The organism is Helicobacter enhydrae (genome assembly GCF_001693335.1).
Taxonomy (GTDB): domain Bacteria; phylum Campylobacterota; class Campylobacteria; order Campylobacterales; family Helicobacteraceae; genus Helicobacter_G; species Helicobacter_G enhydrae.
The window spans coordinates 214,023-240,835 of sequence record NZ_CP016503.1 but is presented as its reverse complement, the minus strand read 5'-3'; the positions used below and the strand labels follow the sequence as shown (position 1 = coordinate 240,835).

The 26,813-nt window shown below is 40.4% G+C and carries 33 protein-coding genes; 11 read left to right on the top strand and 22 right to left on the bottom strand.

Going from position 1 to position 26,813, the window contains the following annotated elements; genetic code table 11:
- Positions 1 to 263: 263 nt before the first annotated feature.
- The 4 genes from BBW65_RS01180 to BBW65_RS01165 are packed head-to-tail and all read left to right on the top strand — an operon-like array spanning position 264 to position 4,522.
- Positions 264 to 1,301, top strand: a complete 1,038-nt coding sequence (locus BBW65_RS01180) for a GDP-L-fucose synthase family protein (RefSeq protein ID WP_066338605.1) — start codon at positions 264 to 266, stop codon at positions 1,299 to 1,301.
- Positions 1,298 to 2,263, top strand: coding sequence for a Gfo/Idh/MocA family protein (locus tag BBW65_RS01175; protein ID WP_066338602.1), 966 nt, complete (start codon positions 1,298 to 1,300; stop codon positions 2,261 to 2,263). Before BBW65_RS01180 ends, BBW65_RS01175 begins: the two co-directional genes overlap by 4 nt.
- Positions 2,244 to 2,810 (top strand): acyltransferase, encoded by a 567-nt coding sequence (locus BBW65_RS01170; protein ID WP_066338600.1) that lies wholly within the window; start codon positions 2,244 to 2,246, stop codon positions 2,808 to 2,810. The genes BBW65_RS01175 and BBW65_RS01170 overlap by 20 nt, the downstream gene beginning before the upstream one ends.
- Positions 2,807 to 4,522 (top strand): ABC transporter ATP-binding protein/permease, encoded by a 1,716-nt coding sequence (locus BBW65_RS01165; protein ID WP_066338598.1) that lies wholly within the window; start codon positions 2,807 to 2,809, stop codon positions 4,520 to 4,522. The genes BBW65_RS01170 and BBW65_RS01165 overlap by 4 nt, the downstream gene beginning before the upstream one ends.
- On the opposite strand, the gene uppS is transcribed toward BBW65_RS01165, so the two are convergent.
- From uppS to BBW65_RS01095, 14 genes are all read right to left on the bottom strand, one after another.
- A complete protein-coding gene (gene uppS / locus BBW65_RS01160; protein ID WP_066341732.1) occupies positions 4,489 to 5,151 on the bottom strand; it encodes a polyprenyl diphosphate synthase in 663 nt (220 codons plus the stop codon). The genes BBW65_RS01165 and uppS overlap by 34 nt on opposite strands.
- Before the next feature lie 54 nt (positions 5,152 to 5,205).
- Positions 5,206 to 5,919: a hypothetical protein gene (locus tag BBW65_RS01155; protein ID WP_066338597.1), complete on the bottom strand. Its 714-nt coding sequence runs from the start codon at positions 5,917 to 5,919 to the stop codon at positions 5,206 to 5,208.
- The gene (coaBC, locus tag BBW65_RS01150) at positions 5,912 to 7,108 is read right to left on the bottom strand and encodes a bifunctional phosphopantothenoylcysteine decarboxylase/phosphopantothenate--cysteine ligase CoaBC (RefSeq protein ID WP_066338594.1); all 1,197 of its coding nucleotides are present in this window, start codon (positions 7,106 to 7,108) and stop codon (positions 5,912 to 5,914) included. The genes BBW65_RS01155 and coaBC overlap by 8 nt, the downstream gene beginning before the upstream one ends.
- Positions 7,109 to 7,115: 7 nt before the next feature.
- A complete protein-coding gene (gene pseB, locus BBW65_RS01145; protein WP_066338593.1) occupies positions 7,116 to 8,105 on the bottom strand; it encodes a UDP-N-acetylglucosamine 4,6-dehydratase (inverting) in 990 nt (329 codons plus the stop codon).
- On the bottom strand, positions 8,095 to 9,900 hold the full coding sequence (gene mrdA / locus BBW65_RS01140) for a penicillin-binding protein 2 (protein WP_066338592.1): 1,806 nt from the start codon (positions 9,898 to 9,900) through the stop codon (positions 8,095 to 8,097). Before mrdA ends, pseB begins: the two co-directional genes overlap by 11 nt.
- Positions 9,884 to 10,336, bottom strand: a complete 453-nt coding sequence (locus BBW65_RS01135; RefSeq protein ID WP_199919447.1) for a hypothetical protein — start codon at positions 10,334 to 10,336, stop codon at positions 9,884 to 9,886. Before BBW65_RS01135 ends, mrdA begins: the two co-directional genes overlap by 17 nt.
- Positions 10,303 to 10,767, bottom strand: coding sequence for an N-acetyltransferase (locus BBW65_RS01130; protein ID WP_233702067.1), 465 nt, complete (start codon positions 10,765 to 10,767; stop codon positions 10,303 to 10,305). Before BBW65_RS01130 ends, BBW65_RS01135 begins: the two co-directional genes overlap by 34 nt.
- Positions 10,764 to 11,366, bottom strand: coding sequence for a ribosome biogenesis GTP-binding protein YihA/YsxC (yihA, locus tag BBW65_RS01125; RefSeq protein ID WP_066338586.1), 603 nt, complete (start codon positions 11,364 to 11,366; stop codon positions 10,764 to 10,766). The genes BBW65_RS01130 and yihA overlap by 4 nt, the downstream gene beginning before the upstream one ends.
- Positions 11,363 to 11,842, bottom strand: a complete 480-nt coding sequence (gene lptA / locus BBW65_RS01120) for a lipopolysaccharide transport periplasmic protein LptA (RefSeq protein WP_083985961.1) — start codon at positions 11,840 to 11,842, stop codon at positions 11,363 to 11,365. The genes yihA and lptA overlap by 4 nt, the downstream gene beginning before the upstream one ends.
- Positions 11,827 to 12,390 (bottom strand): hypothetical protein, encoded by a 564-nt coding sequence (locus BBW65_RS01115; RefSeq protein WP_066338579.1) that lies wholly within the window; start codon positions 12,388 to 12,390, stop codon positions 11,827 to 11,829. The genes lptA and BBW65_RS01115 overlap by 16 nt, the downstream gene beginning before the upstream one ends.
- Entirely contained in the window at positions 12,371 to 12,868 is a 498-nt protein-coding gene (locus BBW65_RS01110; RefSeq protein ID WP_066338577.1) for a KdsC family phosphatase, read from the bottom strand. Before BBW65_RS01110 ends, BBW65_RS01115 begins: the two co-directional genes overlap by 20 nt.
- Complete coding sequence (locus tag BBW65_RS01105) at positions 12,865 to 13,653, bottom strand: septal ring lytic transglycosylase RlpA family protein (RefSeq protein WP_324609206.1); 789 nt, start codon at positions 13,651 to 13,653, stop codon at positions 12,865 to 12,867. Before BBW65_RS01105 ends, BBW65_RS01110 begins: the two co-directional genes overlap by 4 nt.
- Before the next feature lie 98 nt (positions 13,654 to 13,751).
- Entirely contained in the window at positions 13,752 to 14,876 is a 1,125-nt protein-coding gene (locus BBW65_RS01100) for a lytic transglycosylase domain-containing protein (protein WP_233702065.1), read from the bottom strand.
- A 58-nt stretch (positions 14,877 to 14,934) separates the two neighbouring features.
- Positions 14,935 to 15,693, bottom strand: coding sequence for a TatD family hydrolase (locus BBW65_RS01095; protein WP_066338571.1), 759 nt, complete (start codon positions 15,691 to 15,693; stop codon positions 14,935 to 14,937).
- A gap of 80 nt (positions 15,694 to 15,773) precedes the next feature.
- On the opposite strand from BBW65_RS01095, the gene BBW65_RS01090 reads away from it, so the two are divergent.
- The 5 genes from BBW65_RS01090 (at position 15,774) to BBW65_RS01070 (ending at position 18,461) form a co-directional block, all read left to right on the top strand.
- Complete coding sequence (locus BBW65_RS01090) at positions 15,774 to 16,289, top strand: YhcH/YjgK/YiaL family protein (RefSeq protein ID WP_066338568.1); 516 nt, start codon at positions 15,774 to 15,776, stop codon at positions 16,287 to 16,289.
- A gap of 135 nt (positions 16,290 to 16,424) precedes the next feature.
- A complete protein-coding gene (locus tag BBW65_RS01085; protein ID WP_066338565.1) occupies positions 16,425 to 16,949 on the top strand; it encodes a hypothetical protein in 525 nt (174 codons plus the stop codon).
- A gap of 18 nt (positions 16,950 to 16,967) precedes the next feature.
- Entirely contained in the window at positions 16,968 to 17,495 is a 528-nt protein-coding gene (locus tag BBW65_RS01080) for a hypothetical protein (RefSeq protein ID WP_066338559.1), read from the top strand.
- Between the two features lie 18 nt (positions 17,496 to 17,513).
- Positions 17,514 to 18,053 carry a hypothetical protein gene (locus tag BBW65_RS01075; RefSeq protein ID WP_066338557.1) on the top strand — a complete coding sequence of 180 codons (540 nt, stop codon included), beginning with the start codon at positions 17,514 to 17,516 and terminating at the stop codon, positions 18,051 to 18,053.
- A gap of 9 nt (positions 18,054 to 18,062) precedes the next feature.
- Positions 18,063 to 18,461 carry a hypothetical protein gene (locus BBW65_RS01070; RefSeq protein ID WP_066338550.1) on the top strand — a complete coding sequence of 133 codons (399 nt, stop codon included), beginning with the start codon at positions 18,063 to 18,065 and terminating at the stop codon, positions 18,459 to 18,461.
- A 269-nt stretch (positions 18,462 to 18,730) separates the two neighbouring features.
- On the opposite strand, the gene BBW65_RS01065 is transcribed toward BBW65_RS01070, so the two are convergent.
- Positions 18,731 to 18,949: a hypothetical protein gene (locus BBW65_RS01065; protein ID WP_066338548.1), complete on the bottom strand. Its 219-nt coding sequence runs from the start codon at positions 18,947 to 18,949 to the stop codon at positions 18,731 to 18,733.
- 102 nt (positions 18,950 to 19,051) lie between these two features.
- Between BBW65_RS01065 and BBW65_RS07840 the strand changes: the two genes are divergently transcribed.
- Both BBW65_RS07840 and BBW65_RS01055 read left to right on the top strand, forming a co-directional pair.
- Complete coding sequence (locus BBW65_RS07840) at positions 19,052 to 19,516, top strand: hypothetical protein (RefSeq protein WP_066338547.1); 465 nt, start codon at positions 19,052 to 19,054, stop codon at positions 19,514 to 19,516.
- A 61-nt stretch (positions 19,517 to 19,577) separates the two neighbouring features.
- Positions 19,578 to 21,221 (top strand): BspA family leucine-rich repeat surface protein, encoded by a 1,644-nt coding sequence (locus tag BBW65_RS01055; RefSeq protein WP_199919445.1) that lies wholly within the window; start codon positions 19,578 to 19,580, stop codon positions 21,219 to 21,221.
- A 179-nt stretch (positions 21,222 to 21,400) separates the two neighbouring features.
- Here BBW65_RS01055 and hemC read toward each other — a convergent pair whose 3' ends face one another.
- From hemC to BBW65_RS01020, 7 genes are read right to left on the bottom strand one after another with little or no spacing between them, the layout of a single operon-like run.
- Positions 21,401 to 22,336: a hydroxymethylbilane synthase gene (gene hemC / locus BBW65_RS01050; protein ID WP_066338545.1), complete on the bottom strand. Its 936-nt coding sequence runs from the start codon at positions 22,334 to 22,336 to the stop codon at positions 21,401 to 21,403.
- Positions 22,311 to 22,751 carry an FxsA family protein gene (locus BBW65_RS01045; RefSeq protein ID WP_066338543.1) on the bottom strand — a complete coding sequence of 147 codons (441 nt, stop codon included), beginning with the start codon at positions 22,749 to 22,751 and terminating at the stop codon, positions 22,311 to 22,313. Before BBW65_RS01045 ends, hemC begins: the two co-directional genes overlap by 26 nt.
- Position 22,752: 1 nt before the next feature.
- Positions 22,753 to 23,985 carry a proline--tRNA ligase gene (proS, locus tag BBW65_RS01040; RefSeq protein ID WP_066338541.1) on the bottom strand — a complete coding sequence of 411 codons (1,233 nt, stop codon included), beginning with the start codon at positions 23,983 to 23,985 and terminating at the stop codon, positions 22,753 to 22,755.
- 12 nt (positions 23,986 to 23,997) lie between these two features.
- A complete protein-coding gene (gene hemA, locus BBW65_RS01035) occupies positions 23,998 to 25,299 on the bottom strand; it encodes a glutamyl-tRNA reductase (RefSeq protein WP_066338539.1) in 1,302 nt (433 codons plus the stop codon).
- Positions 25,299 to 26,225 (bottom strand): polyprenyl synthetase family protein, encoded by a 927-nt coding sequence (locus BBW65_RS01030; protein ID WP_083985957.1) that lies wholly within the window; start codon positions 26,223 to 26,225, stop codon positions 25,299 to 25,301. The genes hemA and BBW65_RS01030 overlap by 1 nt, the downstream gene beginning before the upstream one ends.
- Positions 26,215 to 26,592, bottom strand: coding sequence for a hypothetical protein (locus tag BBW65_RS01025; RefSeq protein ID WP_066338536.1), 378 nt, complete (start codon positions 26,590 to 26,592; stop codon positions 26,215 to 26,217). Before BBW65_RS01025 ends, BBW65_RS01030 begins: the two co-directional genes overlap by 11 nt.
- Positions 26,585 to 26,806, bottom strand: coding sequence for a DUF2018 family protein (locus BBW65_RS01020; RefSeq protein WP_066338534.1), 222 nt, complete (start codon positions 26,804 to 26,806; stop codon positions 26,585 to 26,587). Before BBW65_RS01020 ends, BBW65_RS01025 begins: the two co-directional genes overlap by 8 nt.
- Between the last annotated feature and the right edge of the window lie 7 nt (positions 26,807 to 26,813).

Here is a 26,813-nt window from a genome sequence, read left to right as displayed (position 1 = left end):
AATAATGCTTACCGCAAGTAGTTCCCCTTGCCCTCCTTAAAATCACTCAAGCCCCTGCCCGATTTTTGTGTGTTAGTTTAAAGTTATAGTGCAATATTTGACTTTGATTGTGTTTGGTGGCTTAAAATACCCAAAGAGTCACCCTTTTGCCAAACAAGATTCCAAAAACAGATTGATATGATGTATGATAAAACTTAAAAACGCCAAAGGCGATTGATTTTCAAAACCCACTCTATTTTGATAAAATTGCAAAAAGGACAACAATGAAACAATCAAGCAAAATCTTTATCGCAGGACATCGCGGACTTGTAGGATCTGCTATTTTGCAACACCTACAATCATTGGGCTATACCCAAATCATCACACGCACACATTCAGAGCTGGATTTGACAGACTTCAATCAAGTCGGAGAGTTTTTTGCCCAACACGACATCGAATATGTGTTTTTTTGTGCAGCAAAAGTGGGGGGGATTTTAGCCAACAACACTCTAAGGGCTGATTTCATCTACCAAAATCTAGCAATGCAAAATGCCATCATTTACCACGCTTACAAACACAATGTCAAAAAGCTTCTTTTCCTTGGATCAAGTTGTATCTATCCCAAAAATGCCCCACAACCTATCACAGAAGACGCCCTGCTAGGCAGTCCGCTAGAATACACCAATGAGCCTTATGCGATTGCCAAGATTGCAGGATTGAAAATGTGTGAATCTTTCAATCTACAATATGGCACCAATTTCCTCTCTGTAATGCCGACTAATCTTTATGGAGAAAATGATAATTTTAGTCTTGAGCATTCCCATGTCCTCCCTGCTTTGATTGCAAAATTCCACTTTGCAAAACTATTGGCAACCCATCAAACCCAAGCATTAGAACAAAGCTTTGGCGACCCTAGTCATCTAGAGCGTTATGGGATTTTTGCTGACAAAGTCGTGCTGTGGGGGAGTGGGAATCCACGACGCGAATTTTTGCATTCAAGCGATATGGCGAGGGCTTGTGTTTTTGTGATGGAAAAACTAAATTTTCAAGATTTGATTTGTGGGCAAAAAGAAATCAAAAACACACATCTCAATATCGGCTATGGAGAAGACATTTCTATCCGAGATTTGGCAACTCTTGTGCGTGAGATTGTGGGTTTTGAGGGGGAAATCGCTTTTGATTGTAGCAAACCCGATGGCACGATGCGAAAACTGCTTGACACTTCCAAACTCAATGATTTGGGGTGGAAACCCTCTATCGATCTCAAAGAGGGCATTGCACAAACCTACAAACATTATCTTGCACAAAAGGCACACAAATGAGGAGATTTGGTATCACAGGCGTTGGGGGCTTTGTCGCTCCAAGACATCTTAGAGCGATCAAAGAATGTGGTGGGGAAGTTGTTTGTGCATTGGACATTCACGATAGTGTCGGAATCATAGATAGCTATTTTCCACAAACGCACTTTTTCACAGAATTTGAACGCTTTGATCGTCATATTGAGAAACTCAAGCGAGAAAAAGAGGGGATTGATTATTTGAGTATATGTTCCCCAAACTACCTACACGACGCCCACATTCGTTTGGCATTACGCAATGGTGCTGATGCCATTTGTGAAAAACCCCTTGTGCTCAACCCTTGGAATCTAGACGCACTCCTAGAGCTTGAAGAAGAATACCAACAACGCATTTATACGATTTTGCAGTTACGCCACCACCCCAAAATCATTGAGCTCAAAAAGCGAGTACAAGAGGAGCTATCAGACAATCCCTCCAAAATCTATGAAATTGATTTGACTTATATCACGAGCCGTGGGAATTGGTATTTCACAAGTTGGAAAGGCGATGAGAGCAAAAGTGGTGGGATTGCAAGCAATATCGGTATCCATTTTTTTGATATGTTGATTTGGATTTTTGGCACATACTCTGATGTTGCCCTGCATTATTCTACGCCCAAAACCAAAGCGGGTTTTTTGCGTCTAAAACACGCTGAAGTCAAGTGGTTTTTGAGTGTGGATTCTCAAACTCTGCCCAAACATATCCAAGAAAAAGGTATCCCAACTTTTAGAACACTCAAGATTAACAATGAGGAGCTTGAGTTTAGCGAGGGCTTTACGGATCTGCACACACAGAGTTATGCAAAAATACTTGGGAGAGAGGGATTTAGGGCTTTTGAGGCGAAGCCATCGATTGATCTAACTTACAAAATCCGCAATATGCAGCCAAAGATAGGGGATTGCCTCCACCCTCTTTTGAAAGGTGAAAATGGCATACATTCACTCTAGTGCCATTGTAGAAGAGCCCTCTAGCATTGGGAGCCAAACAAAGATTTGGCATTTTTCTCACATTTTGCCCCATTGTATCATTGGGCAGAATTGCGTGATTGGGCAGAATTGTTGTATCGGTCCAAATGTGCAGATTGGCGATGGAGTGAAAATCCAAAACAATGTGAGCTTATACAAAGGCATCATCTGTGAAAGCGATGTGTTCATCGGACCTAGTGTTGTTTTCACCAATGTCATCAATCCTAGAAGCTTCATCAATCGCAAAGAAGAGTTTAAGCAAACGCACCTTGCTCAAGGCTGCTCAATTGGTGCAAACAGCACGATTCTTTGTGGTGTGAAAATTGGCAAATATGCGTTTATCGGAGCTGGAAGTGTGGTAACCAAAGATGTCAAACCCTATGCCCTAGTGCTCGGCAATCCCGCTAGACAAGTTGGCTGGATAGATAAAGGGGGGCAAAAAATGGTTTTTGAAAACAACATCGCGATTGATAGCTATGATGGATGCAAATATGTAGAAAAAAATCAAGAAATTTTGGAGTTTGAATGAAAAAAATCAATGACTTGCAAAGATTGAGATTTCTCACAACAAGAAAGGACAAAGTCCAGCTTTTGATACTAATCATTATGACTTTTATCCTATCTGTGATTGAAACCATCGGAGTGGGTATCATTATGCCTTTTATCACCTTTGCTTCCAACCCCTCACTACTGCTAGACAACAAATACGGCTCCCCAATCTATCATTTTTTCAATTTCTCTAGCACCAAAGAGTTTATGTTTGCTTTTAGCGGAGCTTTGATCGCGTTTTATATATTCCGCTCTACATACAATATCTTTTACAATTACAAAATCAATCTTTTTGCCTTTGAAAAATACCACAACCTCGCCTATCGAGTGTTTCAAAAATTGCTACGCCTAAACTATGCTGAATTTGTCAATAAAAATTCTGATCTTTTGAGGAGAAACATTCTTAACGATACTCTCAATTCCTCTAATTATGTTCGTTCCTTTTTGCTTCTATGTTCAGAAACGATCAGTATTGTGTTTTTGTATTCTATTTTATTGTTGATTAGCTGGAAAATGACTCTTGTTTTGACTGCTATTTTGAGTGCCAAAGTTCTTTTGATCACCAAAACGATTTCCAAAACTTTGGGGAAAAAGGGTGAGGAAAGAATGCGGATAGAGGGTGGATTTCTTGGTTTGCTTTCTAACACTTTTGGAAATTTCAAAATCATTAAACTCAAAGATTCTCAAAATCGGCTTGAAGAAGCTTTTTTGTCTCAAGGCTTAAATCGTGCAAAAGTCGAAATCACTGCCCAAACCCTAATGACAATACCCAAAAACTTCTTGGAAAGCATTGGCTTTTGTATCCTCATTGCTTCAGTTGCCTATATCCTCTACAAATACGATGATGCAAGTGCGGTTTTGCCCATCATCTCAATGTATGCCCTAGCGCTTTATAAAATCCTGCCCTCTGTCAATAAAATCTTAGAGCAATTCAATGCTATGAAAATCAACCAAAAATCTTTGGAGATTGTTTATGATGAACTCAAAGATATCCCCTATGCAGAGGGAGATGAGAGGATTGATTTTGCAAACACAATTTCTCTACAAAATGTTTCTTTTGGCTATTATGAAGACAAAACGATTATCACAAACTGCAATCTCACAATCCAAAAGGGAGATAGAGTGGCTTTTGTGGGACCAAGTGGAGCTGGGAAAAGCACGCTTGTAGATATTATCTCAGGGTTTTATGCTCCAAATGTCGGAGAAATCTACATCGATGGACGCAAACTCACTTTGGAAAACATCAGATCTTGGCGTAAGAAGTTTGGCTACATTCCCCAAAGTATCTATCTCTTTGATGGGAGTGTTGGGGAAAATATCGCATTTGGCTCAAAATATGATTCAAAACGCATTGCCGAGGTGTGCAAAATCGCAAAAATCGATACTTTTCTCAATGAACATCAAGGCATTGATACAAAAGTAGGAGATGGAGGGATCAAGCTTAGTGGAGGACAAAAACAAAGGATTGGAATCGCACGAGCAATCTATGATAATCCTGAAATCCTTGTGCTAGATGAGGCGACAAGTGCGTTGGATAACGAAGTAGAGGCACAGATTATGGACGAGATCTATGAGCTTAGTCAAGATAAAACGCTTTTAGTCATCGCACATCGTTTAAGCACGGTAGAGAGATGTGATTATCGTATCCAAATCCAGCCTCACAAGCCTCCAAAACGCCTTGAGCGTTGGTGAAACGCATCTACAATCGATTCTAATTCCAAGACATTGAAATCTGGCCAAAGTGTGGGGGAGAAAAAAAGCTCTGCATAAAAACACTGCCAAAGCAAAAAATTAGAGAGGCGTTGCTCCCCTCCTGTGCGTATGAGTAGATCCACATCTCCAAACTCCTGAGTATCCAAAGAATCCTCTATGATTTGCTCAACCTCTTTGGCACCTTGTGCCATTGCAAGTGCTTGCTTGGATTTCAAAACCGCACGCGCGATTTCATCTCTTGCACCATAATTCAATGCCAAGACTTGATTGAGTGCTGTGTTGTTCTGTGTAGCTTCTTGCACTTCCAAAATTTGCTTTTGCAGTGGTTTGGAGAAGTTAGAAAGATCTCCAATCGCAAAAAAGCGAATGTTGTTTTGCATATATGTTTCAAGCTCTGATTTCAAAAAATTGTGCAACATTTTCATCAAAAATTCGACTTCATACTGCGGACGCCTCCAGTTTTCTGTAGAAAACGCATAGAGTGTTAGGGTTTCAATCTGACTTCTAGCACTCCATTGTGTGATTTCACGCACCACTTCCACCCCCTTTTTGTGCCCCTCTACCCTCCGCTTCCCCTGATTGGTCGCCCATCGCCCATTGCCGTCCATAATGATGGCTAGATGTTTAATCTCCACGATTCTTTCCTTCAAATCTTCAAATCTTCAAATCTTCAAATCAAGCAAGCTCTCTTGTGGCACAAACAATGGAGTGATTTTGTCTTGCAACATCAATCTGACTTCTCCGACTTCACGCAAGGTGCCAATATGCTTACGCAAAAACTCAACAACGCTCTCAAACTGCACTCTCAATTCTAGAATCACTCCCTGATTGTCATAGAGTTTGCCACTGATTGCACCCAAATGCGGATAGAGTGCAAAAAACTCCAAAAACTTTTTTTGTTTTTTGAGTTGGATATGGCATTCCTTATCCTCATCATCGACAAAGCGAAAGCTCAAAATCTTTTTCTGCAATCCAAGCATAAAATACCCAAAAGAGACAAACTCCTCTTTGCTTTGGGCTCTAAGCATACCATCAAGACCAAACTGCTTGAGCTCCTCGCCTCTCTCCTGAGCCAAAAGCTCTTTGATCTCTTTCCACTCCAAAGACAAAGGCGATTTTTCAAACTTCACCTCTGCTTTGAGCGAGGTGAGCATCATCTCACCCAATGAGCTATAACGCATAATGGCATAATAGTTTTGCCCAACTTGCAAGGGCTGGTAGCTTTTGCTTTGCACAACTTTATTGCCAACTTGCAACATATATTGCTTTTCTTTGGTTTGGCTCAAGACTTTGAGCAAAATCGGTAAAGTTGCATTGAAGCGATCCACTCTTGTTGCGATTGCCCTGCCTTTGATACTAGAGATTTTCTCAATCATCGCTACGCCTTGCAATTTCTTCTAGCACTTCCCACGCCAATGCAAATTTATCTTTCAAATCAAAATGGATTTCATCATCTGGGCTAAGAAGCGTGATGGCATTGCTAGAAGCCCCAAAGGGATTATCAGAATCTAACACATTCAAACAGACAAAATCACATCCTTTCTCCTCTAGCATTGCCCTTGCGTATTTGTTGGCATTTTTGGAGTCTTTTTCGGCTTTGAATCCAATCTTGATCACTCCGCTAAGGCTTTTTAGAATATCGATATTTTGCTTCAAGGTTAGCTCTAGATTCTGACTTTTTTTGATTTTGCCCTCCGTGAAATGCGTTGGGACAAAATCACCAATCGCAGCAACGCCAAAATAATAAACCTCCCCCTGCATTTGACATCGCAACTCCGTAATGGCTTGTAGATACTCTTTAGCACTTTTGACTGAGATACTTTTGATCGCACGGGGCAAAGCAATAGGGAATCTAGAACTCACAAAACTCACCTCTGCCCCCATCAGATACAAAGCCAAAGCAAAATAACTTGCCTGAATCCCGCTAGAATGGTTGCTGATACAACGCACTTCATCAATTGCTTCACTACTCCCCCCACCACTCACAATGACTTGTTTTTGATTCCAAAAACCTTTTTGAGCGACCCATCTTTTGGCTTCCCAAGCGATCTCTTCGATAGATACCATCGCTCCGACACCATACACTCCACAAGCCAATAGCCCCTCTTGTGCCTCAAGCACTCTGTGCCCACTTGCCCTCAATCGATCCATCGCCTCTTGAGATTGGCTAGAGAGATACATATTGGTATTGGCACTAGGTGCAACCAAAACAGGAGCTTTGAGTGCAAGGAGTGTGCTAAGCATCGCGTTATCAGCAATGCCATAGGCAAATTTGGCAAGAGAGTTCATACTAGCAGGTGCAAAAATACAAACATCAGCCCAAGAAGCATAGCTAATATGATTAGCCCCGCCACTTGTCCAATCCTCTCCCCCATCAGTCAAAACCTTCGCCCCACTCAAAGCCTCAAAACTCAAAGGAGTGACAAATCTTTGTGCCCCCTCACTCATCACCACCCTCACACTAGCCCCTGCTTTTTGTAGCAATCGCACAAGCTCCAAACTTTTATAAACCGCAATCCCCCCACTCACGCACAACAGCACTCTCTGATTTTGTAAAAACTTCATAAAACACCTACAACATTTTCAACAAGCCCTGTGCATCAAGCCACAAGTGATTGCTATGACTGCTGTATTCAAACTCCTGCCCTACTCTCTTGCCCATCTCTCCGCATTGTGTTTGGGAATAATCAACAGGAGTTTGGAAATTGATACTCGGCTCCAAAATGAAAAAATCATCAAACTCCCAAGCAAGATGTGCATCATCCCTAGGGATCATCACCTCGTGGAGTTTCTCTCCCGGACGAATGCCGATGATTTTGAGAGGGAGGTTTGGAGCCAAAGCCTTGGCAAGATCGGTGATTTTCATACTTGGAATCTTGGGGATAAAAATCTCCCCTCCGTGCATTCTCTCAAGGCTTTTGAGCACAAACTTCACGCCATCTTCCAAAGTGATCCAAAACCGCGTCATCCTCTCATCAGTGATTGGCAACTCACACGCCCCTTGTGCAATGAGATTCTTAAAAAATGGCACCACACTTCCCCTTGAGCCCACGACATTGCCATAACGCACAACGCAAAATTTGGTTTTTTTGCTTCCTTTGATGTTGTTGGCACTCACAAAAAGCTTATCTGAACACAGCTTAGTCGCACCATAGAGATTGATAGGATTTGCTGCCTTATCTGTGCTCAAAGCGACCACATACTCCACTCCGTGCATAAGTGCTGAATCAATGACATTTGTAGCACCCAAAATATTGGTTTTGATACATTCTAGTGGATTGTATTCAGCAATCGGAACATGTTTGAGTGCGGCTGCGTGGATACAAATATCAACCCCCTCCATAGCTTTTTGCAACCTATTCCCATCACGCACATCGCCGATGAAAAACCGCATTTTGTTTTGCGCATCATTGATACTTTGAGCCATTTCATATTGTTTAAGTTCATCGCGACTATAGACAATAATCTTTTTGGGAGAGTAGCTTTGTAGCACTCTAGCAATAAACGCCTTGCCAAAACTCCCTGTCCCACCTGTAATCAAAATCGTTTTGTTATTGAGCATTTTCTATCCTTTTGTTGAAATATCCCAAATCTTTCATTGTATTGACAATATTAACTAGAATCGGACTTGCAGATTTACTACCTCCGCCGTGTTCTACTAAAATTGTAACCACATATTGTGGATTTTTGTATGGCACAAATGCAGTAATCCATCCATGAGACCTATGAAAATACGCCATTTCTTCTTCTTTGATTCGCTTTTTGATTTCTTGGGGGATTCCTACCACTTGTGCTGTTCCAGTTTTGCAAGCGATAGGGACTTTGGAGCCTTGAGTGCGTCTGTAAGCTGTGCCACCATTGGGATCGTTGCAAACTTTATACATTCCAAGAGTCAAAAAACGCAATTTGCTTTTTTGCAATGGAGTGAGGATGTCTTGATTGACATATTCAATCTTTTTGCCATTCATTTGTGTGACGAAATGAGGGGTTGGAAGTTTGCCACTTGCAAGCAATGCCGTATAGCGTGCGATTTGGATAGGAGTTGCCAAAAACGCCCCCTGCCCAATTGATGTGTTGATAGTATCACCAATAAACCATTGCTGACCGCTTTGTCGCATTTTCCACTCAGGAGTTGGGACGATCCCTTTGGCTTCATTGGGCAAATCAATGCCACTTTTCTCTCCAAAGCCCATCTGTGCAAGTGTGGGGGCAATGTTTTCTATCCCTGCTTTTTGTGCCAATACATAAAAATAAACATCCACACTCTCTTTGATTGCTTTGACCATATCGCTTTTCCCGTGTCCTCCGATTTTCCAATCTCGAAACTTACGACCACCAAGCTCCACATATTCTGGCGTATCAATCAATGTTTTTTCATCAATGCCTATGGATTCCAAAAAGCTCAAAGCCATTCCCATTTTTACCACAGAGCCGGGCGGATAAGTGCCGATAGAAAATTTATTAATCAAAGGCTTGTGAGGATTTTCAATCAAATCATTCCACTTTTGATGAGAAATCCCCCCCACAAAATCATTGAGATCGTATTCTGGATAACTCCCTGCAGCCAAAATCTCACCATTGAGATCCATCACCACGACAGCCCCACTTTTGCCAACAAACTCTTTGTCAATCTTTTCTTGCAACGCAATATCTAGGCTAATTTGGATGTCACCACCATTTTGTAAGGGTTTTTCTGAAAGGAACTCCACCTCTTGATTGAGGGCATTGACTTTGGTTTTTTTGTTCCCCAATTCCCCTTGCAAAAAATCATTATATTTTTTCTCCAAGCCCAATTTTCCGACAATCTTTGTGTATTTGGCTGTGATGTCTTTTTGGATTTCTTTTGCATTGGCTGATCCTGCATAGCCAATCACATGCGAAGCACTAGAGCCATAAGGATAAAACCTCTTTGTGTTTGGCTCAACAATGACATTGGGGTTTTGTAGCAGTTGAGTGTATCTGCTATCAATCTCTGCATAACTCACAAATGGAACCACAACGATTGGCAGATGATTGTAAGGAGAGTATTCTGCGTAGTAGTTTTTTTTGATTTCTTTGGGATTGATGTCTGCAAATATTGTTTGTAGAAATTCAATCTGAGCATCAAGCTTTTTTTGTGTGTTTAGAAATGGACTAAAAGCAATCGAAAACCCCAATTCATTGGTTGCCAAAAATCGATGGTTGCGATCGATGATTTGCCCTCTTGATGGCACTAGAACTTCAGATTTTTGTGTATTTCTTTGTGCAATTTTTTCAAAATACACATTGGATTTGATACTCAAAAAATAAATACGCATTATAAGCACGATGCTCACAAGGACGCAAAAACCAAAAATGATCCTAAATCTTAGAAGCATAAAATCTCCACAAACCCTCCAAAAGGATTGATAACACTGAGAGCTTGAGTGCAAAATCAAGATTGACCAACCCCAACAAACTCAATACACCAAAACAAAACAGATAAAACAACACAATCAGAATCCATTCAAAATAAATCCCTTTTTGGAGAAAAAAACTGCATTGCAAAAACAAAAGATAATACCCTGCAAGGAAAAAAACTAGTGGCACCCCTAGTGGCAAATCTTTGTCAAGCCCCCAAAACAACACGCAAAAACATATAGACAGCAATGCCCACAGATCAGATTTTTGCAATGAATGTGAAAAACCCAAAAACAAAATCCCAAGCAAAGGTGGCAACCACACATAAATATCAGTCAGATAAGTATAAAAACAAAAGCCAAGTAATAAGAAAGAATATCTTATAGCTTTTTGAGCAGTGCTATTTCGTTGCATTTTGAAAATCGTTTGCATTTCATACAATCTGTTTGGATTTTTTCAATGGGAATCTTTTCATTTGGTATCACTTCAAACCCCAATGCAAGAAAAAAATCCCTATGATAACTCAAAGCCAAAAGCTCGGCGATCCCGAACTCTTTTGCTTTTTGGATAATAAACTCAAGGATTGTGCGTCCTATCTGCTGTTTGCGATACTCTTGAGCGACAATCAAGCTTCGGACTTCTGCAAGTGTGGCAGAATAAATGTGCAATGCACAAAAACCGATGATTTTGCCATCCAAACGCGACACTATATAATTATCAATCGTATTTGCTATCTCCTCAAAGCTACGAAACAAAATAGTGCCATTATGCACTTCTGATTCTACAAGCTCTAGCATTTCTGGCACATCTTGCAATGTCGGCTTTTCAAAACAAATCTCCATCATTCTCTCCCTAAAGCATCTTGAAAGATTTTCAAATGCAATTCTTGCAATGGCATTGTGTGTTCTGTCTTGAGGGTAGAGATGAGGATCTCGCCTCTAGCTAGAAATCGTTTTTTCTCTCCATTTTTGAGCTTATCTGCCTTGGTATAGACTTTCAAGATCTTTTGATCTCCAAGCTTAATGGAGGACAAAAACTCCTCCACACGCCGATCGTTTTCTAGCCCTATATGACGCGAATCAATCAAATGCAAAAACAGCTTGATACTCCTACGCTGACACAAAAAATCTAGCAAGTTTTTTTCCCAACTCGCCTTTATTTGTTTGGACACTTTGGCATAGCCAAAACCCGGCAAATCAATCAGTTTGAGTGGCACCCTCTCACCATTGCACTCAAACACGAGGTTAAAGAAATTGATCAATTGTGTTTTGCCCGGTGTTGAGGAGCTTTTGGCTAATCCTTTTTGCCCTGTGAATAAATTGATAAAGCTTGATTTGCCCACATTGCTTCTACCCACACACACAATCTCTGCACATTCTGCTTGAGGAGCCTGTCTGAAATTTGACGCAGAGGATAGAAAATGTGCTTCTTTAAGCTTGATCATTTTTTCCCCTTCTTCTTGTCGTCTTCAAGACTGAAAATAATCCTTGCAGGTCTTTTGTCGCCACCTACGACATTGGCATAGCCTGTTTTGGAATTTAGCACGATCTCCTCTCCCCTCAACACATTTGGACTACCCACCTCCTCTACAACGACTCCGCCACTCAAATGGTATTCGTCTTTTTGTGCATTATAAACAATCACTTTGGCTTTTCCTTTCATCACGCGTGCTTGCAAAGCGACTTTGAAACGCACATTGCCGATCGCTTTGTATTCTTGTGGCTTCCTTTTGGAATCTGTTTTGATCACCACTTCATCAGCATACAAGACATCTTTGCCTTTTTTGACCACCACATCACCTTTGAGTATCGTGCTATGCTTCTCCTCGCTTGCAGTGATTTTGCGCGCCGTGATGTCTAGGAGTTCCACAGCATTGAGGCATACTGACATTATCAAAACCAATACTAATTTTCTAGCCACATATTCCCCTTTGGATTATCAGCACTCACAAATTTTGTCCTAGCATCGTAGTAGAGATTGCTACCTGTAAAAACCCCATCTTTATTACGCAGTTCAAAGGGTCCCTCACCTACAAAAAGCCTATTTTTGGAATCATAATTTCCCCTATTGGTATTGAAAGAATACCCTCCCTCTTGTCGATAATCCATTCCGTCATAAAACTCATAAATCGAGCCTCGTTTGACACCTCGATTGACATAAAAATATTCTGCACCATCTGCAGATCCAATCTTTTTGATTTTCATCGTATCTTGTGGATAATGAGCGATGAAAAAATCCTCAAACTGATCATAGTCGTTGAAACGCATTGCTTTTTCACCACGGATAATCATCTCAAGGCGTTTGTTCTCTACCAAAAAAAGCGTGAATTGTCGTATTTCTATCATCGCCACGTCTCCACGATGTAGTTGGGTTTTGCTTTTTTTGGCGGGTGGTTTCAGCACAAAAAAAACAGAAAACACCAACACACCAACAAAAAAGAGATAAACACTAATTGCTGAAGTCTTCAACAATCTCCTCCCACTCTTCTTCCAAAATCATCTCAATCGCCTCCCTGATAGCACCCCTGCCACCAGCGTTTTGCAAAACGACATCAGCACGCAGGGCGACATCTTTGGCACAATCTTTTGGGGCGAAGCTTAAGCCACAAAGTTTAAACATTGGCAAATCATTCAAATCATCTCCGACACAAGCCATTTGCACACGACTCACTTGGTGTTTCTCTTGCAGCTCTAGCACGACTTTGGCTTTGTCCATCACGCCCATATACAACGCATCGACACCCAGCTCTTGAGCGCGTCTAGCCACGGCACTAGATTCTCTTCCAGTGATGATGGCGATCTTTTTGCCTCTTTTTTTCCATATCCGCAAACCTAAGCCGTCTTTGATATTAAAAGCCTTGATCTCACAATCTTCACCATAAGACACAAGCCCATCTGTCAATGTCCCATCTACATCTAGCAATAGCCATTCAATCTGTGTTTTCATTGCCTAATAATCACCTTTGCCTTGATATTACTATGACGCGTTAAAAAGTCTTGAGCCTCCTCTTCGCTTCTAAATCCATCTATCAAAACCCGATAAATACTACCATCATCAAGCTCTTGCTCTTGAACGATTGTTTTGTATTCTTTGAGTTGTGCGAAACGCTCTTTGAGCTCGATAGCCCCCTCTTGGCGTCTAAATGCCCCCACCTGAATCGCAAAACGCCCACCCTCGACACTCTCATCAGTTTGCCCGATTTGAAATTCTTTTTGCAATTGTGCGTTCATCTCTTGGGGGCGATTCATTTTGACACCAATCACACCTTTAAATCCGATCACTTCTAACTGCACTTTTGCTGTGCCTTTTTGCACCATTGCAATATCGTGTGCTGCAGCGTTTGAAAGATCGATGATACGCCCATCCACAAAAGGTCCTCTATCGTTGATTCGCACGATGGTGCTTTTGCCATTTTCTTTGTTATAAACTCTCACCACCGTATTCATCGGTAGGATCTTACTCGCTGCTGTGTGGGCGTGCATATCATAAATCTCACCATTTGAGGTCTTTTTGGCGTGGAAATTTGGTCCATACCAACTTGCAATACCATCAAATTTCTCCCCCAAAGTTACTTTTTGAGGATAATACCACTTGCCATCAATTTTGTAAGGTCGCATTGTGGCGCGCTGAATCGCTTGGGATTCTCTCATTCCTCTTGTATCCACCCCTTTTTCATTGAAGATACTACTAGGCACTGCACCTGAAGCACTTCCACTGCGATAGAGACTCATATCTTCATAATCCCCAAACGCACCGATCCCTCCATTATAGACACTATTACTTGAGCAACCCAAAAAATAAATTGCACAACAAGCTAGAGCATACTTTTTCATCGCTTCTTTGCTAGTCTTTTGTAGTCATTTTTGAGAACAGGGATAATCAACTTTTGCTTGATAGAGAGATGTGAGCTTTTGACTTCATTGATGTTTTTCAACTCTTTGATACTTGTTTTGTATTTTTTGGCAATGCTATAAAGGCTTTCGCCACTTTGCACATAGTGCAACACAAACATTGAGTTTGGATTTTTGCCTCCCTTGAAGTTCTGCCTAAATCGTGCCAAACGATCATAAGGTAGATAAACCGTGTATTTCCCCTTGCCCGGAGGGAGAAAATAATACTTAAACTGCTTATTGTATTTTTTGAGCTCATTGAGAGATAAACCTGTAGCCTTTGCCACATCTTCAAGCAATGTCCCCGCCTCAACCTCTACGCCAGTGATCGTCATCGTCGCCCCACGATTTAGGAAATATTCCAAATCTTGTTTTTTGAGCATATCAGCATTGTTAAAAGCCAAGCTCATCCCCAAAATCATACGGATATACTGACGCGTTTCACTCGGCAAATACGCCTTTGCAGGATCCAAAAGCACGGTAATGTCTTTTGTTCCTGCAAGTTTGATCGCTCTTTGCAATCTACCAATCCCACAATTGTAAGCCATTGCAGCCAAATACCATTCCCCCGTGATATTTTTCAAAAATTTCAGATACTTGATAGCAGCCCTCGTGCTTTTGAAGGGGTCTCTACGCTCATCGATGTAGTCATTGATTGTCAATCCGAGCTCTTTGGCAGTGTTTGGCATCAACTGCCAAATACCACTTGCTTTTTTCGGACTATAGGCACGCATTGAGAATTCTGATTCTGCCATTGCCAAAAATAAAAATTCTTGAGGGATCCCCTGCTCATTCATCATCGAACGCAAAATCGGAATCACCTCATACCCTTGATCAAATTTCTGAACGAAATAATCCCATCTTGCTTGAACACTTTTGGTATAACTTGCATTGGAGGCATTGAGCATAGGCAAAAAGCTCACATCCAAATCAAAGGAGTTTAGCACCCCTTCGCTTGTTTTGACTTGAGGCATTTTGAAATCCACCAAACTCTGCTCGATCTTGCCCGTATTTGCATACACAAAAGCCGACATACAAAACAATAGGATTTTAATGCGTCTCAAAGCTTTGCCTCTTCCAATATGATTTAGGGTTTTGAACTGACATTCTACAAAAATAAGTTTAAGGAAATTTAAAAAGAGTTTTTGTGTTTTTCTCTAGCATTTCTTTGAGAGATTCTATAGGCAAATCAAGCACTTCAGCAATTTTGGCAACAATCAAAGGAATATATTTGGGTTCATTTCTTGAGCCACGGAATGGATGGGGGGTCAGATATGGGGCATCTGTCTCCACAATCACCCTATCGCGTGGAATCTTTGGCAAAACATTCACCAGCCTTTTGGCATTTGAAAATGTCAAAACCCCCCCTATTCCATAATAAAAACGATCGCAAAATTCCAACAACATTTCATCTGCATTGTAACAATGAAACACCCCATAGGCTTTGGGGTATTCTCTCAAAATCTTTGCAACTTCAGCACTTGCCTCTCGCACATGCAAAATCAATGGCTTGTCCAAAGAAATCGCAAGTTTGATTTGTGTGATGAAACACTCTTTTTGCCTGTGCTTATACTCCTCCACATCTTCACTAGGCAATCGGAAAAAATCCAACCCACATTCTCCGATAGCAACGCATTTGGGGTGATTTGCCACTTGAGCGATCCTCTCCCAATCAAAATCCTGCGCGTGATAGGGATGCACCCCACTAGCAAAATAAAGATTGGAATGTTTCTCTGCTAGTTCTATAGCTCTAGGCAAATCAAAAATATCTGCCCCGGGAATGATATAAGTATCCACACCCTCTGATTCTGCCTCTTGCAACACATTGGAAAAATCTTGCAAAAACACCTCATTATCCAAATGACAATGTGTATCAATCACGCCGCACCTCTTGTGATAAATTTGGCATATTTTATCAACTTTACTACAATCACTCAAATTTTTCTAACTAAGGAGTCAAAATGGCAATTATTGGAGATATTGAAACCCTACATCATTTGTTTGGCAAAACAATAGAGCTAGAAAGTCTGCATTGTGCGATTTTAAACATTTGCAACCCAAACCACCCGCTCAACCAAAAGCTTCTCTCACTCAAAAAAGGAGAGCAATTCAAAGAGGATTTGGATCATGGTATCTTTGTGATTGGGCATTGTTACCAGCTCAAAAGCGAGCCGTTTTTTGAATCTCATCAAGAATATTTTGATTTTCAAATTGTCATCAAGGGGTATGAACATTTTCTCTTTGGATTGCCCAAAAATTTTCAAGAAAAAATCCCCTATGATTCATCAAAAGATCTCATCGTTTGGGAAAGTCAAACAGCAGCATACAATCAAGTCAAACTTTGTGCAAACGATATGATCATCTTCGCCCCATACGATATTCATAGTGCAGGTTTTGGCACAGGAGAGGAAACCCAAGAGAGCGTTTATAAAGTGATTTTCAAAGTGCCAACCAAATACATCAAGCATAAGCTTTAGATTGATTTGGTGCATATCCTGTTGGAACTTTTGGTGCTGAAGTTTGTGACACACAGAGTGAATGTGTATAGACAAGATATTTCACATCACCTCAATGTGGTTTTTACATTTTTATAGCAAGTTAAGGAAAAATAAATGAAAAAGAAACTCATACTTTTTGTTTTGTTGATAGTAGGCATTCATTCTGAATCAAGGGCAGATTCAAATGATCAATTTCTTATTTTCTCTGATAATCTTCAAATCTATTCTTTTCTTGTTGGCTCCACTACAAGTTTCCAAGATTCAAACTCCAACACTTCTCTTGTTCTCGGAGGCAGTATGGGTATCAATTATCTGATTGATTTTGTGAATATTAACGAACCATTGCGAAGGTATGGTTGGCGTCTTAAATATCTCTATACCTTTGACAAACCAAGGACGCAATCTTTGGGATTAGTGTATTATTTGCATATGTCCTATGGCTATTTGTTCCCTTCTGCACTTTCTTTGGGTGTTGGTGTTTTATGGGAAACTCAAGAAAAAACCAGAAATGGAATATATGCAGAAACAGGGATTGCACTATGGAAGACAATACCTGTCAATGTAGATATTTTGTATCGAATGAATATGTATGGACGAGATATTTCACATCATCTCAATGTAGTTTTTACATTTTTCTAACAAGTTAAGGAAAAATAAATGAAAAAGAAACTTATGCTTTTTGTTTTGTTGATAGTGGGCATTCATTCTGAATCAAGAGCAGATCCAAGGGAAGATTATGTGATCAATTATTACTTGAGCTATCTCCAGATGTTTTCTTTGCATGTCGGTTCTGATAGCAATTTTCGCTCTTCAGATTCTAGCAACTCTCTTATTCTTGGAGGCAGTATAGGAGACATTTATGTTACGAGACATGGTCCACCAATCTATGGTTGGCGTCTTAAATATCTCTATACCTTTGACAAACCAAGAACACAATCTTTTGGGCTAGTGAACTATCTGCATCTTTCCCATGGAATCTCTGCTGCTGCTCTTATCTTGGGCACTGGTGTTTTATGGGAAACTCAAGAACAAGCAAGGATTGGGGGATATGCAGAAACAGGGATCACACTATGGAAAATAATACCTGTCAATGTGGATATTTTATATCGCATCAATATTTATAGATTCAGAAATACCTCCAATGATATTTCACATCATCTCAATGTAGTTTTTACATTTTTCTAACAAGTTAAGGAAAAATAAATGAAAAAGACTATTCTTTGTTTATTGCTAATGTTTTTTATTTCTAGGGCAGAGAATCGTCCATATTTAATGATGTTTACATCCAACTTTTTACAATTAGCCTCTTTTCACATTGGCACTGATACAAGCTTACAAACTTCAGATTCAAAAACCTCTCTTGTTCTTGGAGGAAGTATTGGATGGAATTATATTCTTGATTGGAATCGCGCTCCTGCAACTTCCAACATATTTGGTCTGCGTCTTAAATATCTCTATTCTTTTGATTTATTGCAAACTCAATCTATGGGCGGAATATTTTATTGGCATACCCCCATATTTGACGAAAATTTCTTTCCCTTTGCGTTTGCCCTAGGTGGAGGCATACTATTTGATACTAAAGATAAATTTCAAACTATTGGGGGATATGCAGAAACAGGGATCACACTATGGAAAATAATACCCATTAATGTGGATATTTTATATCGCATCAATATTTATAGATTCAGAAATACCTCCAATGATATTTCACATCATCTCAATGTGGTTTTTACATTTTTCTAATTCTAAGCAATGCAAATACATTTCAAACTAATCTCATTGTTTTATCTTATTTTCTTGCCTATTTTATGTTTGTATTTCTACAATCTTCTCCACGATACACAAAAACAAACCAAAAATCTTGCAATCAGAATGATGCTGATTGGCTTTGCACCTCTTGCATATAGTCCATTTGACACGCGTTTGATACATTTTTTGGATTTTATGAGCCTTATGCTTTTTATTCCGATTGTGCTTGTCTTATGTATTGGTTCTTGTATGATGAGATTTTCAATCTTAATCCACACTAAATACTTATATCATCTTAGCTTCATTTGTGGATATTGTTTTGTGATGCTTTGCATTTATCTGTTTTTTGATAATACGCCTTATCAGCAAGAGCTTTTAGGTTATTTAACCACTCTTCTTTAAGTCTATTTTTGACCTTCCTCTTTTACTTGTGTTGCATTATCTCCCAGTGGATCTCCCTCTTCTGATCATAATTTGCTTTTGGGCAATTGTTTTTATCATCACTCTTGCAGTCTTATTACACCATTCTTATCATTTCATCAAAACTATACGCAAAAGGTAGATGATGCAATTGCTGAAAAAGAATTAGAATGTGATTGCAAGATCTCTTACAATTTCATACATTACTTAATAATTAAAAACCATTATTTGACATTAAACAATAGTGATATTTAGGAATGTTTCAAAACTCCACTGAATTTGAGTGTGCGACATCCTTTGTCATAAATGTAATCAAAATTTGGAAAAACAGATTTGAGTTCATCTAACTTATTGCGTCTTTTCAAATCTGATAGAACCTCGATAGCACTGCTTTTTTTATTGCTATAAGCGATTCTAAAAGCGTTTTCAAGAGTTGTGGCTGGGATCTCAAGCTCATCGCGATTAATCAAAATACCAATACAATCAACACTCGAGAGTGGAATGTTAGATATGCAGATTCAAGCATTTTTAAACAAGGGAATGCTTATAATGCGATCGCTTACTTGGGTGATATGAGTGGGAATGGAGAGAGGGATAATTTAGCTCCTTTGATCAAAAGAGTTGTTACTTGGGTGGCTAAAAAAGCAACAATGAAGCCTAGCAAAAAAACAACTGAGAAAGGAATTAAAGAGAGTGAGCAAAGGAGTGGCAAAGAACTCATTAATGATCCATATGTGAAGACTAATAACATTACCCGTAAAGGGAAGCAACAAATCAAAGAAAATGATAAGATAGGGACAATTCCAGAGAAAGATTTTAAAGCGAGTGTTGAAAACATTCAAAACAGTGGAAAGAATATCCCTAATGGAGAATATCCAAAAGAGGGTATAGGTAATTATGGCGGAGATGCCTACAAAATGCCCAATGGAAGTATTTATGGTATCAGATCAAAACTTGAGAACGAAAGCTCTGCGATTGAACGCCTATACCCAAAAACAAAAGAAGGAAAGCAGCTCAAATGGCACTCTGGAAAATAAAAATACAGATTATTTATTCACGGATCGAAATTGTAAAGTTTTAACTATTGGAGAGAAAAAAATGAAAAAATACACACCCTCTACAAAAGAAGAGCTCAAAGCACTTTGTGAAGATATCAGCATTGCACTAGGTGATATTGATACTAGTAAAATCACAGATATGAGTTTTTTGTTTTCAAATACCCAAAGGAGTAATGATGAGTTTGTGGGAATTACTCAGTGGGATGTGAGTAATGTAAGAGATATGAGTAAAATGTTTTGTTGGAGCGAAACCTTCAATCAACCCCTAGAGAATTGGGATGTGAGCAATGTGGAAAATATGAGAGAGATGTTTGGCTATGCAAAAGCATTCAATCAACCCTTAGAGAATTGGAATGTAAGCAATGTAAGAGATATGAGCAAGATGTTTGCTCATACAGAAAAGTTTAATCAGCCTCTGGATAAGTGGAATGTCTTAAGTGTCATCAATATGGATTCAATGTTTTGTGGTGCATACTCATTCAATCAACCCTTAGAGAATTGGAATGTAAGCAATGTAAGAGATATGAGCAAGATGTTTGCTCATACAGAAAAGTTTAATCAGCCTCTGGATAAGTGGAATGTAAGCAATGTAAGAGATATGAGTGGAATGTTTGAGTTTGCAAAAGCATTCAATCAGCCTCTGGGGCAATGGGATGTTTCTAGTGTGATATCTATGGTTAGAATGTTTTATAGTGCAAAAGCATTCAATCAACCTCTGGGGCAATGGGATGTAAGCAATGTAAGAGATATGAGTATTATGTTTCATTATACAGAAGAGTTTAATCAACCCCTAGAGAATTGGGATGTGGGTAATGTGGAAAATATGAATGCCATGTTCGCTCATACAGAAAAATTTAATCAGCCTCTGGATAAGTGGAATGTAGGGCGTGTAACAAATATGAGTGGAATGTTTGAGTTTGCAAAAGCATTCAATCAACCTCTGGGGCAATGGGATGTCAGCAATGTAAGAGATATGAGCAAGATGTTTGCTCATGCAAAAAAGTTTAATCAGTCTTTGCAAAAATGGGATGTCTCGAAAGTGGAGGATATAAAAAGAATGTTCTATTGGGCTGAATCATTCAATCAACCCTTAGAGAATTGGGATGTGAGTAATGTAAGAGATATGAAAGAAATGTTTTTTAAAGCAAAAAAGTTTAATCAGTCTTTGCAAAAATGGGATGTCTCGAAAGTGGAGGATATGGGGGGTATGTTTGCCCATGCAGAAGAATTTGATTGTTCTTTAGGGAAATGGGATGTCTCTAGCGTTAAAAATATGAAAGAAATGTTTTTTAAAGCAATGAGTTTCAATCAGCCTTTAGAGAATTGGGATGTGAGTAATGTGGAAAATATGAATGCCATGTTCGCTCATGCAAAAAAGTTTAATCAGTCTTTGCAAAAATGGGATGTCTCGAAAGTGGAGGATATGGGGGGTATGTTTTATAAGGCAAGTGTATTTAATCAGCCTTTAGAGAATTGGGATGTGAGTAATGTAAGAGATATGAGCAAGATGTTTGCTCATGCAAAAAAGTTTAATCAACCCTTGGGTAAGTGGAATATCTTAAGTGTCATCAATATGGATTCAATGTTTTGTGGTGCATACTCATTCAATCAGCCCTTAGAGCAATGGAGGCATCTCTGCCAATACCATTACAGCAACACATTTGACAAATCAAGAAACAAGTGATTCCAATGGAGAGAATAATGTTGAAACAAAAAGGAGCGTATTTGTGCTATACCAATCTTGTAGAAAGACAAACTCTAGAAGTTGAGATAAGGAGATGAGGCAAGGACAAACGCACCCCCCCTATCATTTCGATACAAAATACCAAAAACCAAAACTTCAAGCTTTGCCTAGCAAACTCGCTAGATTGTAGCTGAGAAATCCCACTCTTGGGCTTTTTGCAAGATTTCCCTTGCACCTTGAGCCAAAAACTCATCTGCTAGTTTTGTGGCGATCTCCTTGGCATTTTGCCCCTTGATTTTTGAGCGCAACATCTGCCCACCACTTGGCAATCCAATTTTGGCTTCAAGGACGATTGCCTCATCTTCCATCATCGCATACACACCGATTGGCACTTGACACCCACCATCTAGCCTTTTGACAAACTCTCGTTCGCACCCACACAGCAAAGCTGTTTGTGGATCATTGAGCATCGCAAAATACGCATTAAAAGGCGAATCTTGATGGCTCTCAAGCCCCAAAGCACCCTGCCCCATCGCAGGAAGCATTTCTTGAGTTGAGAGGAAATGGCAAAAAGGGATCTCCCCTTGTATCCCCAACCTTTTCAAACCTGCACTTGCCAAAATAATCCCCTCAAATTCCCCATTTTCCAATCGCTTCAAACGCGTTTGCACATTGCCCCTCAAGCTTTGTGTTTGCAAATCTTGACGCATTGATTTGACTTGCATTGTCCGTCTTAGAGAAGTTGTCCCCACTCTCGCACCTTGTGGCAACTCAGCAATGCTCCCATAATGCAAACTCAAAAAACAATCCCTCACATCTTCGCGTTCTGTAATCGCACACAGATTCAAACCATCAGGAAGCACCACCGGCACATCTTTGAGCGAATGGACTGCAAGATCGATCTCTTTGTGCAACAAAAGCTCCTCAAGCTCTTTGGTAAAAAGCCCCTTGCCTCCGATTTTGGATAATGGCGTGTCCAAGATTTTATCGCCTTTTGTTTGCACGATTTTTATCTCACTCTCTAGCTGACACTCTTCTAACAATCGTTTGGCAATATAGTGAGCCTGCCATAGTGCCAAAGCACTCCCTCTAGTGCCTATGATGACTTTTTTCATCTGTATCTTCCTCATAAATAATCTCTGCATCGATGATGTCTGCATCTTCATCTCTGCGTGTGCTTGTATCCACAAAAAACTTACTCAACAAGCCAATAATCACACCATCAAACACACCAATCTGCAATGCCACCCCCACACAATCCCCAAAAACTCCGGGCAAAATAATCAAAATCGCCCCGAGTGTTTTGCTCAAATTTGACACCAACAAATCCCTAGGGCTTTTGATCTCCCTAAAAAAATCAGAAATCGAGCTTCCATCTAGCAAAAAAACTTTTTTCAACAACCATATCCCCACAAAAGCACTCAAGATGATTTCAAGGACAAGATTCAAAAACCCAAAATAATGGCTAAAAGCGACAAACCCCCCAAGCTCCAAGAAAAAATAAAAAACCAAAAACCAAAAAACTCTCATCCTATGCTCCCAAAATCGTATCGATCTCCAATCGCAACCTATTTGAATCTTTGCGATTGATAAGCTCTACTTGCCCATTCTCCAAATCCTTGCCTACAACCAACGCTTCAGGGATCCCCAACAGCTCAAAATCACTGATTTTCACCCCAAAACGCTCATTGCGATCATCTAGCAAGACACGCTCCCCTTTGGCACGCAAATGATGATAGAGAGATAGCCCAACCTCCCTCTGCCTCTCATCTTTGATATTTGAAATCAAAATGAGTTTTTCAAAAGGTGCGATATTGCTATTCCAACACAAGCCTTTGTCATCGCTCATTTGCTCTGCGATTCCTGCAATCAGACGCGAGACCCCTATCCCATAGCACCCCATCACAAAAGGCTGTGCTTTGCCCTGCTGATCCAAAAAAGTCGCATTCATCGGTTTGGAGTATTTATCGCCCAGCTTGAAAATATGCCCGATCTCGATCCCTTTTTCATATCTGAGGGTAGAGCCACACTTACAGCATTTATCATCCTCTCCGATTTTTGCGACTTCGATATTACTCGCATAGCCACACTCACAAGTGACTAGCGTGTCTTCACCACAAGAGGCAAGGAGCATAAACTCCTTGCTCCCACTCCCTCCAATCGCCCCACTATCTGCCTCGACGACAACATATCTGATCCCTAGCTCATCAAAAATCTTGCGATAAGCCTCTTCCATCACCAAAAACTCTCGATCCAAATCCTCTTGAGTGCTATGGAAACTATAGGCATCTTTCATCACAAACTCCCGCCCACGAATCAGACCAAACCTAGCCCTCAACTCATCGCGAAACTTCAAATGGATCTGATAGAGATTGATAGGGAGTTGCTTGTAGCTTGCGATCCTCCCACGCACACACTCCACAATCGCCTCTTCATAAGTCGGACCTAGCACAAAATCTTGATCTTTTCTGTCTTTGATTCTTAGTAGCTCTTTGCCATATTGTTCATAACGCCCCGACTTCTGCCAAAAACTCGCAGGGGTGACAAAACCTAGCACCAGCTCCTGTGCCCCTGCGTCATTGAGATGTTTCCGAATGATTGTCTTGATATTTTCCAAGACACTCAACCCCAAAGGCAGTAGATTGTAAATCCCTGCTCCAACTTGTTGGATATATCCAGCCCGCACCAAAAACTGATGGCTCTTGAGCTCAGCATCTTTTGGGGTTTCTTTGGAAGTATAGATGAAGCTCTCGCTCATTTTCATTTCAAACTCCTTTTATTGATCTTTTTCACATTTATAAGACATTTGCGTGGTGTTCTGCTCTCCAAGATCAAAAAGCTTTTTGACATTTTCTAGGATAAAGTCCCCTTCTGGCTTCTCTTGGATAGATTTGATGTAGATTGTCGGATGATGCAAAAACTTATTGAACGCGTTGTGCAAAATCCGTATCACATTCTCACGCTCTTCTTCTTGCAAATAGCCTTTTTGTATCGCCCTATCCACCTCCCCCACGCAACAAGTGCGTGCTTTTTCTCGAAACGACTTGATCAATGGCTCCACCTCAAGCCCTTTGAGCCAAATCTCAAACTCTTGAATCTGATGTTTGATGATTTTGTGTGCTTCTAGAAGCTCTCCTTGCCTTTTTTGCATATTTGCATTCATCAATTCTTGCAAATCATCAATCACATAGAGGCTGATTCCTTTGCCCTGCAACTCCTCCCTACTCCCCTCAATATCGCGAGGCAAAGCAAGATCAAACCATATCCTATCCAATGCACTTGGTGCAATCATCGCTTTGGTGATAATTGCATTTTGTGCCCCTGTAGCAGTGAAAACATAAGGATAATCACAAAGATCGCTTTGCAAATCTCCAAAAGAAGCGACGCTAATAGAGGGGGTATCAAGACTTTCAACAAACTCTCTAGCATTCTCTAGATGACGCACGATGAGCTTGACTTCAAACTGATGAGCAAGTAAATGCCTAACGCACAATCTCCCCATCTCCCCTGCCCCAATCACTAGGGCTTTTTTGGGAGTATCGCCACACAAAAGCATCAGTTGCGAAACGGCAATAGAAGAAATAGAAATAGCGTTTTTGGAGATTTGTGTCTGTGTGCGAATCATAGCCGCACATTTGAACGCAAAATGTATCAATCGCGTTAGCTCTTTGTGGCAAAATCCATTCTCATAGGAAAATTTGTAAGCACTTTTGAGTTGCCCTGTGATTTGCGTTTCCCCCACAACAAGGCTATCCAAACTACTTGCAACCTCAAAAATATGCCCAATCGCCTCTTTGCCACCAAACAACATCGCACCATTTTTGAGCGACTCATAAGAAACGCCTTGATACCCTGCCACCCACTGCACGATCCGCACGAGCAACGCCTCATCCCACCGCTCCAACGCCATAATCAACTCAAAACGATTGCAAGTAGAAAGCACGATACATTCTTCAATCTCTGATATTTCTGCTTTTAAACTCGCATAAAACTCTTGCATTTTGTCTTGGGGCAATGCGATTTGCTCCCTCAATGCAATCTCTAAGTGCTTGTATGAAAAACTCACCACAGCATACATCAAAAACTCCTTTGGACCATTGAAGCAATGATTGCATCAAGCTTTGGGTTGTAGGGTTTTGGTAGAAGCTCCACTGCATCATTTGCATACTTTTGGGCAATCGCTGCACTCTGTTTGATACATTGGTGTTTTTGCATTTGGCTTGCCACCCATTCCCTTTGCTCCGTGTCAAGTTCCACGCCACACATCGCTTTGAGCCTCTCTTGCTCCCAAACTTCTAGCTTGTCTTGTAGAAGTAGATAAGGCAAAGTCATCTTGCCCTCTTTGAAATCACTCATCGCAGGTTTCCCCAAAACCTCTTGAGGTTGCGTGATGTCCAAAATATCATCAACAATCTGAAACGCCATCCCCAAACATTTGCCATAATGCAAATACGCCTTTGAATCCAAACCTGCAAGATGAGCCGCACACTCGGCACTTGAAGCAATCAGTGAGGCGGTTTTTTGCTCAATCATCTGAAAATACACATCCAAAGACCCATTGACTTCTTGAGCAAGGAAAACATCCCAAATCTCGCCACTTGAGAGCTGACAAACCGCATTTGAGAGGCTACGGGCAATAGGGGTGGCAAAATCACATAGATAATAAAAAGCTTTGGAATAAAGTGCATCGCCTAGCATTACGGCATTTTGATTCCCAAAAAGCTCATTGATGGAAGGTTTGGATCTCCTAAGACTTGCATTATCAATCACATCATCGTGCAGAAGTGAGGCAAGTTGTATCAGCTCCACCACAGCAGAGAGCTTCACACTCTGAGCATTCCATCCTGCAATCTCCAAAATCAAACGACTCCTAAGCATTTTGCCATGTGTGATATGCCCCCAAAGTCGCATAAGATAGGGGTTATCGTATTCTTCAATCATTGATTGGATCTGAGCTTGAATCGCTTGCAAAGCCGTTATATCTGTCTGTTCTTTAACGCACATACACATCTCCAAAAGTTGTTAGCAAAAAGGTGGCTTGTTTGGATTTTTCATCATAGCTTTTAAAAAAAATGCAAACATAAGGGGGCTGATACATCACAGAAGAATCCAAATAGATCTTTAGAGCATTGAGCGAGTGTTCTTGCCACAAAATCGTTTGCTGATTGAAGCCATTGTATTTTGCCAAAACCACAATGCCACCATCTGCAATCAATGTCCAAAAAAACGACAAAGGACGCTCATCTCCACGCCCCACAAGCAACTTGACCTCATAGAGCTCATTGCGTTTGAGTGTCAATTCTTGCTGATAGCCCCACGCCCCAAAAACACAAGAAAAAACCCCCAACAAAAGAACAATGATTCTACTCATTGGCACTCAAAATGTTTGCCATTGAAGTGATGGCAAGGCTTTGTTTCTGTTTTTTGATCGCCTCAAAACTCACTTCTTGCCCATCCCTCTCCAACTCATAACGCGCAAGTTCTCCAAGCAAACGCTCCAACTCTCGCTCAACAGGCAAAGGACTAGCGTGTAAAACAATCTCTTTCCATTTTTCAATCGGACATCCCTCTAACAACTCTTCCATTTCTTTC